This window comes from Streptomyces sp. NPDC088915, assembly GCF_044749825.1.
In the GTDB taxonomy this organism is placed as follows: Bacteria; Actinomycetota; Actinomycetes; order Streptomycetales; family Streptomycetaceae; genus Streptomyces.
On record NZ_JBIVIR010000013.1, the window covers coordinates 112,722 to 127,200 of the forward strand.

Annotated in this window: 11 protein-coding genes; 3 read left to right on the top strand and 8 right to left on the bottom strand. The window is 70.2% G+C overall.

Annotation, left to right across the window (positions count from 1 at the left end; translation table 11 throughout):
* Positions 1-97: 97 nt before the first annotated feature.
* The 3 genes from ACIP5O_RS23435 to ACIP5O_RS23445 all read right to left on the bottom strand — a co-directional run bounded on the left by ACIP5O_RS23435 (position 98) and on the right by ACIP5O_RS23445 (position 4,555).
* On the bottom strand, positions 98-1,279 hold the full coding sequence (locus ACIP5O_RS23435; RefSeq protein WP_401296358.1) for a hypothetical protein: 1,182 nt from the start codon (positions 1,277-1,279) through the stop codon (positions 98-100).
* Complete coding sequence (locus ACIP5O_RS23440; RefSeq protein WP_401296360.1) at positions 1,276-1,779, bottom strand: DUF4365 domain-containing protein; 504 nt, start codon at positions 1,777-1,779, stop codon at positions 1,276-1,278. Before ACIP5O_RS23440 ends, ACIP5O_RS23435 begins: the two co-directional genes overlap by 4 nt.
* Before the next feature lie 151 nt (positions 1,780-1,930).
* Complete coding sequence (locus ACIP5O_RS23445; RefSeq protein WP_401296362.1) at positions 1,931-4,555, bottom strand: DUF262 domain-containing protein; 2,625 nt, start codon at positions 4,553-4,555, stop codon at positions 1,931-1,933.
* A gap of 93 nt (positions 4,556-4,648) precedes the next feature.
* Between ACIP5O_RS23445 and ACIP5O_RS23450 the strand changes: the two genes are divergently transcribed.
* Positions 4,649-6,844 (top strand): UvrD-helicase domain-containing protein, encoded by a 2,196-nt coding sequence (locus ACIP5O_RS23450; protein ID WP_401296364.1) that lies wholly within the window; start codon positions 4,649-4,651, stop codon positions 6,842-6,844.
* A gap of 492 nt (positions 6,845-7,336) precedes the next feature.
* On the opposite strand, the gene ACIP5O_RS23455 is transcribed toward ACIP5O_RS23450, so the two are convergent.
* Positions 7,337-8,665 (bottom strand): class I SAM-dependent RNA methyltransferase, encoded by a 1,329-nt coding sequence (locus ACIP5O_RS23455; protein ID WP_401296366.1) that lies wholly within the window; start codon positions 8,663-8,665, stop codon positions 7,337-7,339.
* Positions 8,666-8,737: 72 nt separating this feature from the next.
* Positions 8,738-10,789, bottom strand: a complete 2,052-nt coding sequence (locus ACIP5O_RS23460; protein ID WP_401296368.1) for an APC family permease — start codon at positions 10,787-10,789, stop codon at positions 8,738-8,740.
* Between the two features lie 234 nt (positions 10,790-11,023).
* Between ACIP5O_RS23460 and ACIP5O_RS23465 the strand changes: the two genes are divergently transcribed.
* Both ACIP5O_RS23465 and ACIP5O_RS23470 read left to right on the top strand, forming a co-directional pair.
* Positions 11,024-11,692, top strand: coding sequence for a TrkA family potassium uptake protein (locus ACIP5O_RS23465; protein ID WP_030211255.1), 669 nt, complete (start codon positions 11,024-11,026; stop codon positions 11,690-11,692).
* A complete protein-coding gene (locus tag ACIP5O_RS23470) occupies positions 11,692-12,363 on the top strand; it encodes a potassium channel family protein (RefSeq protein WP_401296369.1) in 672 nt (223 codons plus the stop codon). The genes ACIP5O_RS23465 and ACIP5O_RS23470 overlap by 1 nt, the downstream gene beginning before the upstream one ends.
* Positions 12,364-12,500: 137 nt before the next feature.
* On the opposite strand, the gene ACIP5O_RS23475 is transcribed toward ACIP5O_RS23470, so the two are convergent.
* The 3 genes from ACIP5O_RS23475 to ACIP5O_RS23485 form a co-directional block, all read right to left on the bottom strand.
* A complete protein-coding gene (locus ACIP5O_RS23475; RefSeq protein WP_401296371.1) occupies positions 12,501-13,247 on the bottom strand; it encodes a DUF3159 domain-containing protein in 747 nt (248 codons plus the stop codon).
* Between the two features lie 3 nt (positions 13,248-13,250).
* The gene (locus ACIP5O_RS23480; RefSeq protein ID WP_356549224.1) at positions 13,251-13,649 is read right to left on the bottom strand and encodes an OB-fold nucleic acid binding domain-containing protein; all 399 of its coding nucleotides are present in this window, start codon (positions 13,647-13,649) and stop codon (positions 13,251-13,253) included.
* 68 nt (positions 13,650-13,717) lie between these two features.
* Positions 13,718-14,404 carry a response regulator gene (locus tag ACIP5O_RS23485; protein ID WP_356549223.1) on the bottom strand — a complete coding sequence of 229 codons (687 nt, stop codon included), beginning with the start codon at positions 14,402-14,404 and terminating at the stop codon, positions 13,718-13,720.
* Positions 14,405-14,479: the final 75 nt, after the last annotated feature.

Consider the following 14,479-nt stretch of genomic DNA (forward strand, 5'->3'; position numbering starts at 1 on the left):
GCCTGGGCGAACACGTCAAACACAGCCATTCAAACACGTGGGCGGCGGCCCACCGGGCCCACTCCGGCACGGCCGGACACCCGGCGTACCGGTGTTGTCACAGCACGTCGAAGCCGGTGATCCGGGTCAGCTCGTGGTAGTTGCCGCGCCGTGTCAGATCGCCCTCGATCCGAAGGTCCCGCCGGTCCCGGTGGGCGTCGGTGGCGCGGTCGTACTCGGCTTCCGTGAGGTGTATGTGGATCTGCCGTTCCTGACCGACGAGGTCGCCGTTCTCCCGCATCAGCCGGGCCACGACGGTCACGTCGCCGGGACCGATGTCGGCGGCGCGCTTGAGCTTCGTGGTCCGGCCCACGATCGTCACGCCGCGCTCGGGCTCCTGGCGGCGGAGGTCCTGTGCGCCCTCACGCAGGACCTGGACGTCTCTCGGGGAGAACGACACGGGGTGGGTGTCGGCGGGAGCCGGCCAGGCAGGAGACCAGGCGAACGAAAGGGAGAAGCCGTGGAGCGCCGGAGAGTCCCGCCCATCGTGACCGCCCATGCCGGCGAGGGCCTCGCAGAGGTCCGCCGAGATGCCGACGCGGGCGCCCGCCGCGAACGGGGCGGAGTCGTCTCGGCTGTCGGCGAGCCCCACTGCCCAGCGCGCGGCCGACACCGCCCCGTACATCCGGCGCGAGACCTTACGGGCGAACGGCTCCGGCGCCATGTCCCACTCGGGCTCGTCCTCGAAGAGGTGTCCCTGCGACGCCGCCGCCTCCGGCAGCGGCACCTGGACCTGGAAGACGTAGCTTCCCGGCGCCGACGGGCCGAATCGGGCGCTGTCGACGAAGTCCTTGGCCCGCTGGGGCTTGCGCCGCGGATGGACCAGGCGCGGTCCGTCCAGGACGGTGTCGCACGCGGCCGCCATCAGCAGGTCCCGCGCACTGGTGACCGCGAGCACCGCGGCCTGTACCGGAATGGTGCCCGACGGTGTGCGCGGCATGGTCCGGATGTACTGCACGTCGAGGCCGGACAGGGTCAGGTCCTGGTGGACGGCGGCCGGGGGCCGCCCCTCCAGCTCGGCGAGCACGCCAATCAGATCGGCCATGCGGTCCGCGTAGTCGGCGAGCTCGCGGTCCAGGGGAAGCAGTACGCGCCAGGGCCGGCCGTCCCACTCTCGTTCCCAGCGGGCGCTGTAGCGGACACGGCCGCCCGGGCGCCAGCCTCTCTGGTACAGATACCGCTCCACGTCGCGCGGCCGCAGCCGCTCCAACTCACGCTCGGGCACCCCTACTGCCGTCATGGTGCGGGCACCTCCTCGCACGCCCTGTGGAAGAACTCGTGCAGTGCGTCGACCGTAAGCAGATTCTCCCTCGGGACAGTGACGGTGACACTCTTCTGTCCCTGCTGAATCGGGAGCGGGCGGTCTTCCAGCGAGACCCAGTACGCCGAGTGCTTCAGGGTCAACTCGGGCACGCTCACACTGATGTAGTCGGCGGGGTCTCTCGGTACCAGGACGATCACCAGGTAGCAGGGCACCTGCCGACGCCCCCGCAGGCGCTTGAACTGGTCGATCGGCAGAGTGATACAGACCCCGGATCCGGTGAGCGTGATTTCGCCGATCCTCCGGGTCTTCACCTGAAGGGCGATCTGGACGTCGAGCTCGGGATCCTCGTGATCCCGCCCGAGGATCATGTCCTTGCCGATGTCCGGATAGGGCACGGCCACCTGGAAACCCGCCGCGGCGGCGATGGCGGCCACGAAGGTCTCCCCGTACCAGCCCTGGTGGTTGTTGTGCTCCATCCGCCCCCGCGCTCCGGTCGCAGGCCACCCGCCACGCGCCCACGCCCGGAGTGACACCGATCACTGCCCGGCAGAGTAACCGAGCAGTGATCTTCCGTTAAAGGCAGATCCGGCCAGGGCCCTCGACTGTGTCAGGTCCCGTCGGGCGGGTTCACGCGGGACCGTCGGGAGCGTCATCGACGGGTCGGCGGGCCTCCGCGAGCGCGACCGTGTGGACGAACCACTCCAGGACGCCGCGCAGCTCCTCACCGTGGTCGGCGAAGACCTCCAGCGGGAACGAGGGACGCAGGTCCAGCTTCGCCTCCGCGAGGTCGACGCCCTCCACCTCGTTCAGTCGTGCCATCAGCTCGCGCCGCGGCATCTCGTCGTCGAAGGGCGGCCGGCGCTTCAGGTGCTGGAAGACCACCTCGGCGGTGCCGGTCACCGGATACAGGGCCAGGGGCCAGAGTGATCGGGCGCGAGCGCCGCCCAGGGACAGCATCGGGAAGCAGCTGGTCTCGCTCTTCTTCCCGTAGTCGAGGGAGCCGCCCTGCTCCTCCCAGAACCGCAGGCTCGCGAGCACTCCCTCCGCCGTGCCGGGCGTCTGGTTGTCGCGCAACAGCCTCTCGAAGCGCACCGCCGCGGTCTCCCCGTCGCCAACGCCCCCGGAGTCTCCTGCCCCCTCATCGGTTCGAGGCGGCGTCTCGTCCTCGAAGTCGTCCTTGCCCACCAGAGCGGCCAGGTCCCCTGCCGTGAGTCGATGGGCCCGGCGAGCGCGCCCCCACTCGTCGAACGGAACGCCCTCGGACTCCAGAACGCTCCGCGGATCGGGCCCGTCCTCCTGTCCCTCGGACCAGCGGAAACCGGGCGAGATCTTGCCGTCGGCCATCAGCACGCGATAGGCCCCGTGCAGCGCGGGACGGGTGCTGATGTGGTTGCCGACCGCGACGGCATGGGTGCCGATGAGGGCGGCGAGGTCGCCGTACGTCGTCCACGTACCTGCCGGCATGTTCATCAGTGCCTGACGGAGCTCTCCCCAGCCGACCCACTCGGCGTCCGCGTGGACCACCCCGTCGATGGGACCGGGCCACAGCTCCACGGCCCGGTCGCTCATCTCCTCGGCGCGCGCGAGGATCTCCGCCCTCCCCCAGCGCTCCTGGGCCGCGATGCGCTGGTTCATGCGCAGGGCGCTGGAGTCGAGGATCTGCTGCTTGCGGTGGAAGGGATGGTTGGAGAGGCGGGTGTTGTCGCCGGAGAGCGTGAGGTTGCCGAGGGTATGGACCAGCTGGGTGTGCAGCTCCTCCGGGCTCTCGGTCTCCCCTGCCTCCTCCGCGAGGAGGTCGAACCACTGCTGGGCGGGGTGCTGCGGCAGCACGTGCTCCACGGTGAGCTTCGCCTTGCCGTAGTCGACGGGCTCGCTGGCGGCGTAGCTCTCCTCGAAGCGGCGCAGGATCTCGAAGCGCTGGTGCGAACGCCCCGACTTGTAGAAGGGGCGGCTGCGGATCGACTCCCGCGTCACCGCGTCGGAGGGCCAGACCCGTGTCCCCGTCTTGGCGGACAGGGCGCGTCGCACCGCGTCCGCGAGCGAGCGCCCGTTCTCCAGCTCCTTCTCCACCTCCTTGGGCAGTTCCATGAAGGTGCGGTTGTTGCCCGTGGTGGAGTTGCCGGCGAATAGACGACGCACCATGTAACTCTCGGCGTACGCGAGAGCCGCGGTCGCCTCCTTGGGGTCGCAGTCCCCCTGGTCCAGCCGGTCGAGCAGCTGGAGCGCGAGCGGGTAGTGGGTCTGGCCGCCCCAGCGGGCGAGCCGCTCCAGGACCTCGCGCAGACCGGGGTCGCTCTCCCGCGACGGCTCGACGATCCGCATGAGGCGACCGGCCCGCACGTACAGCCGCGAGACCTCCGCCTCCAGTGCGTCCTCGTCCGAACTGATCGGCTCGAGACGCCTCTTCTGGTCCCGGTAGATCTCGCTCTGCTTGGCCCGGTTGTCACCGTCGACGACCAGGTCGAGCCAGACGAGCAGCTCCAGCCTGGCCGGACCGAGCAGCTCCTGCATCGGCAGCCACAAGGTCCGGTAGACGGCCTCGCCGCGCTTGGGGAGGCACATGAAGAGGTAGTTGCGCAGCAGATCGCTCTGGCTGAGGCCGACACCCGTGTTGTTGATGGACTCGAAGATCCGGTACACGTTGTCGCCCTCGGCGGCGGTGATCGAGACGATGGAGAGGAAGTTCCTGAGCACGGACTCCACGGCGCCGGTCCATTCCTCGCCGATGCGCTCCTCGCCCTCGGTCAGAGCCGCCAGGAAGAACCGGTACGCGCCACCGATGTTGCCGGGACCGCCGGCGGTGGGGAGCGATTCCACACAGGCGACGAACGCCTCACGGTCGGCCTGCGTCGGCAGGAGACGGTAGTGGTCGTTCCCGTCCTGGTAACCGTTGACCAGGATGAGGTCGTGAATGCGAGCCGCCTTCTTCTCCCGCCCCCGGGCCCGGTGGCGGTCCCGCAGGGCGGTGAAGGCGAGCATCAGCGTGGTCAGCCGCTGCTGACCGTCCACGACGAGCCAGCGCTGCATCCCACCCGCCGCGACCCGCTCGGGGGCGAGCACCACCGACCCGAGGAAGTGAGCCGCCGGCTCCCTGTCCTCCAGCTTGTCCTCGACGAGTTCCAGCACGTCGTCCCACAACTGCCGCAGCTCGTCACGTTGCCAGGTGTAGGTGCGCTGGTACAGCGGAACCTGGAACTGCGTCTCGCCGTGGACCAGCTTGCTGAACGTCGTCTCCTGAGCGTGCACGCCCATCCCCTCGCCGACTCTTGCCCGTCGGCCCGCCATTGTGCCGTACCCGGGTACGGTGATCAGCAGAATCGACGACTGTACGACCGGGGGCGCGCCATGGCGACACTGGGAATCCACAAGGACTTCCTTCTGGAATTCGCCAAGTTGGAGAAGCCTGTCCAGAAACGTGTGCACGAGGTCTTCGACAAGTTCCGGGAGCACCGGCACGCGGGCCTGCACCTGGAGAAGCTGGAGAAGTCCCGCGACCCGCGCATCCGGACCATCCGCATCAACCAGTTCATGCGCGGTGTGGTGCTGGCCCCGGAGGTGGGGGACAGCTTCCTCCTGCTCAAGGTCATGCCTCACGACGACGCCATCGCCTGGGCGGTCAAGCACCGGGCGACCGTCAACTCGGCCACACACGGCATCGAGTTGCGTGACGACGTCGCTCTGGAACGCGTGACGGCGGGCATCGACGCCCTTCCGGGCGACCGGCCCGGTGCCGCCGATAAAACCGGGCAGCTGTTCGGAGAGGTCGCCGACAAGGACCTGATCAAGCTGGGCATCGACGCCGATCTGCTTCCCCTGGTCCGGCATCTCGGCACCGAGGCCCATCTCGACGCCTTGCACAAGGTCCTGCCCGAGCAGCAGTACGACGTACTGGCCGGGCTTGCGGCGGGCATGACACCGGAGGACGTGTGGCGCGAGGTCGTCGCCGTACAGCTGGAGCAGCGCTCCGCGGCCCCGCGCGAGGCCCGGGCGCCACGGACCGAGCCGTCCGCGGCCCCGGTCGAGCAGGACGAGTTCTCCGCGGCCATGGCACGGTCCCAGGGGCGCATCGCGCTCGTCTCCGGCCCCGACGAGTTGACGGACATCCTGTCCCGGCCCTTCGACGCCTGGCGGATCTTCCTCCACCCCAGCCAGCGCAAACTCGCCTACCGTTCCTCGTACACGGGTCCGGCACGCGTCACCGGCGGCCCCGGCACCGGGAAGACTGTGGTCGCCCTGCACCGCGCCCTGCACCTCGCCCAGCAGCTGCCGGCGGACGCACCCGACGAGTCGATCCTCCTGACCACCTTCACCCGCGACCTCGCGGCCGACCTGCGCAGCAACCTCGAACTGCTGATCCCCGAGCCCGCACTGCGGGCGAAGATCCGGGTCGTCAACGTGGACGCCTTGGCCAACCAGATCGTCCGGGAGGACCGCGGCGCACCGCTGGCGCTGGTGGCCGCGCAGAAGGAGATCCTCACCCGCTGGAGCCGGACAGCCCAGAGGCTGGAGATCGATTTCCCCGACGTCTTCCTCGACCAGGAATGGCGGCACGTCATCCTGGCCCAGGACCTCCGGTCGCCGGAGACGTACCTGAAGGCTTCCCGCTCCGGACGCGGAGCCGCGCTCAGCCCGCTCAAGCGGGCCCAGGTATGGCGCGCCGTCGAAGCGTTCACCCAGGAACTGCGCCGGGCCGACGAGTGGACCTTCCTCCAGGTGTGCGCGGAGGCCGCACGCATCCTTCAGGACCGAGGCGGGGACCGCCCCTTCCGCCATGTGGTGATCGATGAGGCGCAGGATCTCCACCCCGCCCAGTGGCGCATGCTGCGCGCTCTGGTCGCCCCGGGGCCGAACGACCTCTTCATCGCGGGCGACACCCACCAACGGATCTACGGGAACCGGGTGTCCTTGCGCGGTCTCGGCATCTCGGTGGCCGGCCGGTCGACCCGGCTGCGCATCAACTACCGCACGACGAAGGAGATCCTGACCTGGTCGACCCGGCTCCTGGCGGACGCGAGCGTGGACGACATGGACGGCGGGCAGGACTCACTCGTCGGCTACCGGTCCGCGTACCGGGGCGCCAGGCCGGAACTCGGAGGCGCAGCCACCAAGCCGGAGGAGATCGCGGGCTTGGTCACCCGGATCTCGGAGTGGATCGGGACGGGGGTCGCGCCGCACGAGATCGGTGTCGCCGTGCGCTACGTCCAGCTGGGCAAGGACATCGCCCAGGCCTTGGAGCAGGCGGGGATTCCCTCGCTCGTCCTGGGGGCGTCGGCGGCGGTCGGCGACGGAGTCCGGATCGGGACCATGCATCGAATGAAGGGGCTCGAATTCCGCTGCGTCGCCGTCGCCGGCGTGAGCGACACGGTCGTGCCGATGCAGAGCGCCCTCACCCCGGAGGAGGTCGACCCCCAGCAGCACCGGGAGGATCTCATGGGCGAACTGAGTCTGCTGTTCGTCGCCTGCACGCGGGCAAGGGACGCCTTGCGCGTCTCCTGGCACGGCATCCCGAGCCCCTTCCTCCCCGAACGGGTCACGGCCTGAGGCCGTCGGCCCATGGGGCAGAGCGACATCGGAACGGCCTGTCGGCCCTGGTTCACTGCTCCTACCGGGCTGCCGGGCGGAGATATGCGGTGAGGGCATCGCCAGGGGCTGGACTCGTCGGCGAGGGTGAGCCACTCGCCGGCGCCGGTCCGAACGCAGACGTCTCGACAAAATCAAAGCGGCGCGTCAGAAGCACGTCCCCTGGGAAGCGGCCATGGAAGAAACCGGCATCCAGTACGCCGAAGCCAACCGTCTCAGGCACTTCGAGGCCCGGGAAGTGGCACGGCGCCACGCCACCCCACCGCAAGAACCGGCTCCACAACAGCGAGTGCACCGAATGGCAGCCTTTAACCGCACATGACGTCCCGTCAGGCAGGGGGTCGTCCGTGCGTCAAACGTGCGTCACATGCGTCGAGCATGCCTCGAACATGCGTCGAGATATCGCACCTGACGCACGTAACGCCCCTAACGCACACTCGGAGAAACGCCAGGTCAGCGGCCCTTTTCGGCGGGCTCAAGGATCGCCACGCACTCCACATGGTGCGTCATCGGAAACAGATCGAACGCCCTCAGCGTCCGCACCCGGTACCCCCGCTCCCGGAAGTAGCCCAGGTCGCGGGCCAGGGCCGCCGGGTCGCAGGCGACGTAGGCGATGCGGCGGGCGCCGAGGCCCGCGAGGTGGTGGACGGTCTGCTTGCCGGCGCCGGCGCGCGGGGGGTCGAGGACGATGAGGTCGACCTCGGTGATGCCCGTGCGCGGGAGGACCGCTTCGACCTTGCCCTGTTCGATGCGGACCCGGTCGAAGTGCTGCAGGTTGTGGCGGGCGTCCTCCACCGCGCGCTTGCCGGACTCGATGCCGAGGACCGCGCCCTGGTCGCCGACCCGGTCGGCGAGGGCGCCCGCGAAGAGGCCGACGCCGCAGTAGAGGTCCAGGGCGGTGTCGCCCTTGCGCGGCAGGAGGCCCTGCATGACGGCCTTCATCAGGGTGTCGGCGGCCTTCGGGTGGATCTGCCAGAAGCCGCCGCTGCCCACCCGGTGGGTGCGCTCGTCGGCGCGCTCGCGGACGAAGGCGCGGCCGTGGACCCGGTGGACCCCGCCGTCCTTCTCGTCGACCCGCATCACCGAGACCGGCTTGTCGAGCTCCACCAGCGGAAGCCGGGCGCCCGGGCGCGGGGTCAGGATGACCTGGCGGTCGTTCGAGCCCGAGGCCGCGATCGCCTCGACCGAGGCCATGCCCTCCCAGGTGCGCTTCTCGACGCCCAGCTCCGAGACGCCCTCCGCCGCGATCATGCAGTGGTCGATGACCTCGACGTCGTGGGAGCGGTGCTTGCGCAGGCCCGCGCGGCCCTCGGGGTCGATCGCGTACTGGACGCGGGTGCGCCACTGCGGGACCTCGCCGGCGGGCAGCTTGTCGCCCTCGGCCGGCATGACCGTGCCGTCCCAGCCGGCCTCCTCCGGGGTGAGCCCGGCCAGCCGCTGGAGCTGCTCCGCGATCACCTCGCCCTTCAGGCGGCGCTGCGCGCCCGGCTTGGCGTGCTGCCAGTCGCAGCCGCCGCACCTGCCGGGGCCCGCGAAGGGGCAGGGGGCCTCGATCCGGTCCTTGGACGGGTCCAGGATCTCGACCGCGTCGGCGCGCAGGAAGCGGGAGGTCTCCTCGCCCTCGGTGACGCGGGCGACGACCCGCTCCCCCGGCAGGGCGTGCCGGACGAAGAGGACCCGGCCGGCCTCCGTACGGGCGATGCAGTGGCCTCCGTGGGCGACCGGGCCGACCTCGACCTCGTACTCCTCCCCGACCAGCGACGAGACAGGCGTGTTCTGCATGGCGGGGAGCTCCAAGGGGAAGGGGTGTGGGCTGCCGTTCGGACGGCAGCCCACCAGTCTAGTTGGTGTTTCTCAGTTGTTCTTTCCGGCCGGTTCCTTGTGGCCCTTCTCGACCGGGCCCCGGCGGACCGCGCCCGGCGCGTTCCACTCCTGGCGCTTCCTGGCCCGCTTGCGCGCGACCTCGGAGGACTGGAGCTGGTACGGGACCGAGGTCACCATCACGCCCGGCGTGAAGAGGAGCCGGCCCTTGAGGCGCAGGGCGCTCTGGTTGTGCAGCAGGTGCTCGTACCAGTGGCCGACGACGTACTCGGGGATGTAGACGGAGACGGCGTCGCGCGGGCTCTCGCGGCGCAGGCTCTTCACGTACTCGATCACCGGGCGGGTGATCTCGCGGTACGGCGAGTCGAGGATCTTGAGCGGGACGTTGATGCCGCGCCGCTCCCACTCCTCCTTGAGCGCCTTCGTCTCGGCCGGGTCGACGTTGACGGTCAGCGCCTCCAGCTCGCTCGCGTGCATGAGCTTGGCGTAGGCCAGGGCGCGCAGAGTGGGCTTGTGGAGCTTGGAGACGAGGACGAGGGAGCGGACCCGGGAGGGGCGCACGTACTCGTCGGGCCGCTCCTCGGCGGCGGCGATCTCCGCGGCCACCGAGTCGTAGTGCCTGCGGATCGCGGTCATCGTTCCGTAGAAGATCACCATGCCGAGCAGGGCGACCCAGGCGCCGTGGGTGAACTTGGTGGCCAGGACGACGACCAGGACGAGGCCGGTGAAGAAGGCGCCGAAGGCGTTGATCGCGCGGGAGCGGATCATGTGGCGGCGCTGGGCGGGCTCCCGCTCGGTCTTCAGGTGCCGGTTCCAGTGCCGGACCATGCCGATCTGGCTGAGGGTGAAGGAGACGAAGACGCCGACGATGTAGAGCTGGATCAGCCGGGTCGAGTCGGCCCCGTAGAGCCAGACGAGGAGGATGGCGGCGCCGGCGAGGAGCACGATGCCGTTGGAGAAGGCGAGGCGGTCGCCGCGGGTGTGGAGCTGGCGCGGCAGGTAGCGGTCCTGGGCGAGGATCGAGCCGAGGAGCGGGAAGCCGTTGTACGCGGTGTTCGCGGCCAGGAAGAGGACGAGCGCGGTGGCGGCGGCCAGGACGACGAAGAAGAACGTCCCGTCGCCGAAGACGGCGGCCGCGACCTGCGAGATGACCGGGTCCTGGACGTAGTCCGGGCCGACCGGGACGCCGTTGTGGATCAGGTCGTGGGCGGGCTTCTCGGCCATCCGCACGTCGGTGGCCATGGCCAGGAAGATGATGCCGCAGAACATGGTGACGGCCAGGCCGCCCATGAGCGCCAGCGTGGTGGCGGCGTTCTTCGACTTGGGCTTGCGGAAGGCGGGGACGCCGTTGGAGATGGCCTCGACGCCGGTGAGGGCGGCGCAGCCGGAGGAGAAGGCGCGAAGCAGCAGGAAGACGAGGGCGAAGCCGGCCAGGCCCTGGTGCTCGGGTTTGATCTCGAAGTCGGCGGTGGGGGCCCTCATCGTGTCGCCGAGGACGACGCCCCGGTACGCGCCCCAGGCGATCATCAGGAAGACGCCGGCGACGAAGACGTACGTCGGAATGGCGAAGAGGGTGCCGGACTCCTTCACCCCCCGCAGGTTCATCAGGGTGAGCAGCACGATGACCGCGATCGCGGAGACCACCTTGTGCTCGACGACGAAGGGGACGGCCGAGCCGAGGTTCTCGATGCCCGAGGAGATCGAGACGGCGACGGTCAGGACGTAGTCGACGAGCAGGGCGCTCGCCACGGTGAGCCCGGCCTTCGGGCCGAGGTTGGTGGTGGCCACCTCGTAGTCGCCGCCGCCGCTCGGGTAGGCGTGCACGTTCTGCCGGTAGGAGGCGACGACCGTGAACATCAGGACGACGACCGCGAACGCGATCCAGGGGCTGAAGTGGTAGGCCGACAGACCGGCTACGGAGAGGACGAGCAGGACCTCGCCGGGCGCGTACGCCACCGAGGACAGCGGGTCGGAGGCGAAGACGGGGAGGGCGATCCGCTTCGAGAGGAGGGTCTCGCCGAGCTTGTCGCTGCGCAGGGCCCGCCCGATCAGGATCCGTTTGGGCACGTCGGTCAGTTTGGACACGGAGAGGATCGTAAGCGTTCGAAAAGAGCCACGCGCACCGGCACCCCCGACCCGCACGGAATCTCCCTGAGTACCACCTCGGATGCGGTCCCCGCCAGCGTTGCCGCTTAAGCTCGGAGCGGGCGACCCGGCAGGGCGTCGCCCGCCGCGGCCCGGGCGGAGCGGGCGAGGAAAGTTGTGAGCAGGTTGTTTTCGCAGGTCAGCAGGGCGATCAGGAGTGCGGGGTAAGGGGACGTGCACATCGTCATCATGGGCTGCGGGCGAGTGGGAGCCGCTCTCGCGCAGACCCTCGAACAGCAGGGGCACACGGTCGCGGTCGTGGACCAGGACCCGACGGCTTTCCGCCGCCTGGGGTCCGGTTTCGGCGGTCGGCGCGTCACGGGCGTGGGGTTCGACCAGGACACGCTGCGCGAGGCCGGGATCGAGGACGCCGGTGCCTTCGCCGCGGTGAGCAGCGGCGACAACTCGAACATCATCGCGGCGCGGGTCGCGCGCGAGATGTTCGGCATCGAGAACGTGGCGGCGCGGATCTACGACCCCCGCCGTGCCGAGGTCTACCAGCGCCTGGGCATCCCGACGGTCGCGACGGTCCGCTGGACCGCCGACCAGATGCTGCGGCGCCTGCTGCCCTCGGGCGCCGAGCCGCTGTGGACGGACCCGAGCGGTGGGGTGCAGCTCGCCGAGGTGCACACCTCGCCGGCCTGGATCGGCCACAAGATCAGCCGGCTCCAGGACGAGACGGGCGTGCGCGTCGCGTTCCTGACCCGGCTCGGCGAGGCCGTCATCCCCTCGTCGCAGACGGTGCTCCAGGAGGGTGACCTGGTGCACGTGATGATGCGTACGGACGAGATCGCGAAGGTCGAGGAGGCCTTCGCCGAGGGCCCCGAGGAGGGTGGTCACTGATGCGTGTCGCCATTGCGGGCGCGGGTGCGGTGGGCCGTTCCATCGCGGGCGAGCTCCTGGAGAACGGGCACGAGGTCCTCCTCGTCGACAAGGCGCCGACCGCCATCTCGGTGGAGCGGGTGCCGCAGGCGGAGTGGCTGCTCGCCGACGCCTGCGAGATCACCTCTCTGGACGAGGCGGCGCTCCAGCGCTGCAACGTGGTGATCGCGGCGACCGGCGACGACAAGGTGAACCTGGTCGTCTCGCTGCTCGCCAAGACCGAGTACGGCGTGCCGCGGGTGGTCGCCCGGGTGAACAACCCGAAGAACGAGTGGCTGTTCAACGAGGCCTGGGGCGTGGACGTGGCCGTCTCGACGCCGCGCCTGATGTCGGCCCTGGTGGAGGAGGCGGTGAGCGTCGGCGACCTGGTCCGGCTGCTGCGCTTCAGCCACGGCGACGCGAACCTGGTCGAGCTGACGCTCCCGCCGGAGTCGGCCGTCGCCGGCATCTCGGTCGGGGACGTGGACTGGCCGCAGGACACCTCACTGGTGACGATCATCCGCGGTTCGCGGGTGCTCACACCGAGCGCCGAGGAGACCCTGGAGGCCGGTGACGAGCTGCTGTTCGTGGCCGCGCAGGCCCGCGAGGAACAGCTGGAGGACCTGCTCCAGGTGCGCCGCGAGACGCCCTGACGGCCGGTTGTCGCACGATGCGTCCCGTACGTCGCATGTCGCATGTCGTACGGGGAAGGGCCCGGACCTGGTGACCAGGTCCGGGCCCTTCTTCGTGTACGCGGTGTACGCGGTGTACGCGCCGGGGGCGGGCGGCCTCAGGCCTCCGGCCGGCCCTCGGCCGCCGCGGCCTCCTCGCGGGCCTTCTCCGCGCGCTCCTCCGCCTCCATCTCGGCGAAGACGTCGATCGGCGGCGGGGCCTTCGCCAGGAACACCCAGGTGAGGTAGACCGCGAGCAGGAACGGCGGGATCTTCAGGGCGACCGAGACCCAGCCGAACCGGGTCGGGTCGGCCCACCAGTACAGCGGGAAGAGGACCGCGCACTTGCCGAGCAGGATCAGGCCCCAGGCCAGGCTCGCCTTCGTGTACGCCTTCTTGCGGCCCGGGTTGCGGGTGCGCCAGGAGAGGTTCTCCTTGAAGACCGGGCCGAGGATCAGGCCGATCAGGGGGACTCCGGCGAGGGCGGTGACGAGGTACGCGAGGGCGAGGCCGAGCGTGTAGAGCATGCCCGGCAGGTAGAAGTCCTTGGCGTTGCCGGTCATCATCGCGAAGACCACGCCGAAGGCGACGCCGAAGACGCCGCTGAAGGCGTGCTTGACGGTGTCGCGGCGGATCAGCCGGACGGCGACGAGGGCCAGCGAGACGCCGAGCGCGGCGATCGCCGAGGTCTTCAGGTCCTTGTCGATCGTGAAGATCGTGACGAAGAGCAGGCCGGGCAGGACCGTCTCGACCATGCCCCGCAGGCCGCCGAACGCCTCGAACAGCGCGGCCTCGGTGACCTCCTTCGAGGCGCGGGCGTCCTGGGCGTCCTGGTCCGTGCTGGTCGGCTTGTCGAGGGACGTCACCGGCTACTCCTGTCCGAGCGGTCGGAGCTCGTATTTGGGGTTGAAGAGGACCCGCCGGCCGTGGCTCATGGAGACGCGGCCGGAGGCGATCAGCTTGCGGCCCGGTTCGATGCCCACGATGGAGCGGCGGCCGAGCCAGACGACGTCGAGCGGGGCCGTTCCGTCGAAGAGCTCGGCCTCGAGGGCGGGCACACCGGCCCGGGGGCGCAGCGTGACCGTGCGCAAGGTACCAGTCACCTTGACTATCTGGCGGTCGGAGCACTCGGAGATACGCGTGCACCCCGACGCCTGGGCGTCCTCCTGGAGCTCCTCGGACTCCAGGTCCTCGGGAGAGGAGGAGAGCCGGTCGAGCATCCGGCGGAACCTGCCGGCCGGCTTCTCTGTACGCGGTGCAGCACTCATACAGAAAGCGTACCGGCCGCCACCGTCACGGGAGGGGGCCCGGGGCGCCCCTCCGTACGGCGCCCGGTTCAGCGTTCGAAGCGGTACCCCATGCCCGGTTCGGTGACGAAGTGGCGCGGGTGGGACGGGTCGCGCTCCAGCTTGCGGCGCAGCTGCGCCATGTACACCCGGAGGTAGTTGGTCTCGGTGCCGTACGAGGGGCCCCAGACCTCCTGGAGGAGCTGCTTCTGGCCGACCAGGCGGCCGCCGTTGCGGACGAGGACTTCGAGGAGGTGCCACTCGGTGGGCGTGAGCCGGACGTCCCGGCCGTCGCGGTGGACCTTCTTCGCGGCCAGGTCGACGGTGAAGGCCTCGGCCTCGACGAGGGCGACCCCGCCCTCGGGGACGCCGACCGGCTCGTTGCGGCGCACGGCGGCGCGCAGCCGGGCGAGCAGCTCGTCCATGCCGAAGGGCTTGGTGACGTAGTCGTCGGCGCCCGCGTCGAGGGCCTCGACCTTCTCGTCGGAGGTCTGGCGGGCCGAGAGGACCAGGATCGGCACCCGCGTCCAGCCGCGCAGGCCCCTGATGACCTCGACGCCGTCCATGTCGGGCAGGCCGAGGTCGAGGACGACGACGTCGGGGTGCCGGTCGGCGGCGAGGCGGAGGGCGGTGGCGCCGTCGGGGGCGGAGTCGACCTCGTACTTCCGCGCCTTGAGGTTGATCACCAGGGCGCGGACGATCTGCGGCTCGTCGTCGACCACGAGGACCCGGGTCATGGAGGGGTGCCTTCCTTTTCGGCCGCCGTACGGGCGGACGGGACGGTGGTACGGGTACGGATACGGGGAGGGGCG

What these genes read in the sequence shown, in the direction of transcription:
- ACIP5O_RS23450 (WP_401296364.1), top strand. Translation starts at nt 4,649, where the DNA reads ATGGCGACACTGGGAATCCACAAGGACTTCCTTCTGGAATTCGCCAAG.
- ACIP5O_RS23440 (WP_401296360.1), bottom strand. Translation starts at nt 1,779, where the DNA reads ATGGAGCACAACAACCACCAGGGCTGGTACGGGGAGACCTTCGTGGCC.
- ACIP5O_RS23445 (WP_401296362.1), bottom strand. Translation starts at nt 4,555, where the DNA reads ATGGGCGTGCACGCTCAGGAGACGACGTTCAGCAAGCTGGTCCACGGC.
- ACIP5O_RS23470 (WP_401296369.1), top strand. Translation starts at nt 11,692, where the DNA reads ATGCGTGTCGCCATTGCGGGCGCGGGTGCGGTGGGCCGTTCCATCGCG.
- ACIP5O_RS23435 (WP_401296358.1), bottom strand. Translation starts at nt 1,279, where the DNA reads ATGACGGCAGTAGGGGTGCCCGAGCGTGAGTTGGAGCGGCTGCGGCCG.
- ACIP5O_RS23480 (WP_356549224.1), bottom strand. Translation starts at nt 13,649, where the DNA reads ATGAGTGCTGCACCGCGTACAGAGAAGCCGGCCGGCAGGTTCCGCCGG.
- ACIP5O_RS23485 (WP_356549223.1), bottom strand. Translation starts at nt 14,404, where the DNA reads ATGACCCGGGTCCTCGTGGTCGACGACGAGCCGCAGATCGTCCGCGCC.
- ACIP5O_RS23455 (WP_401296366.1), bottom strand. Translation starts at nt 8,665, where the DNA reads ATGCAGAACACGCCTGTCTCGTCGCTGGTCGGGGAGGAGTACGAGGTC.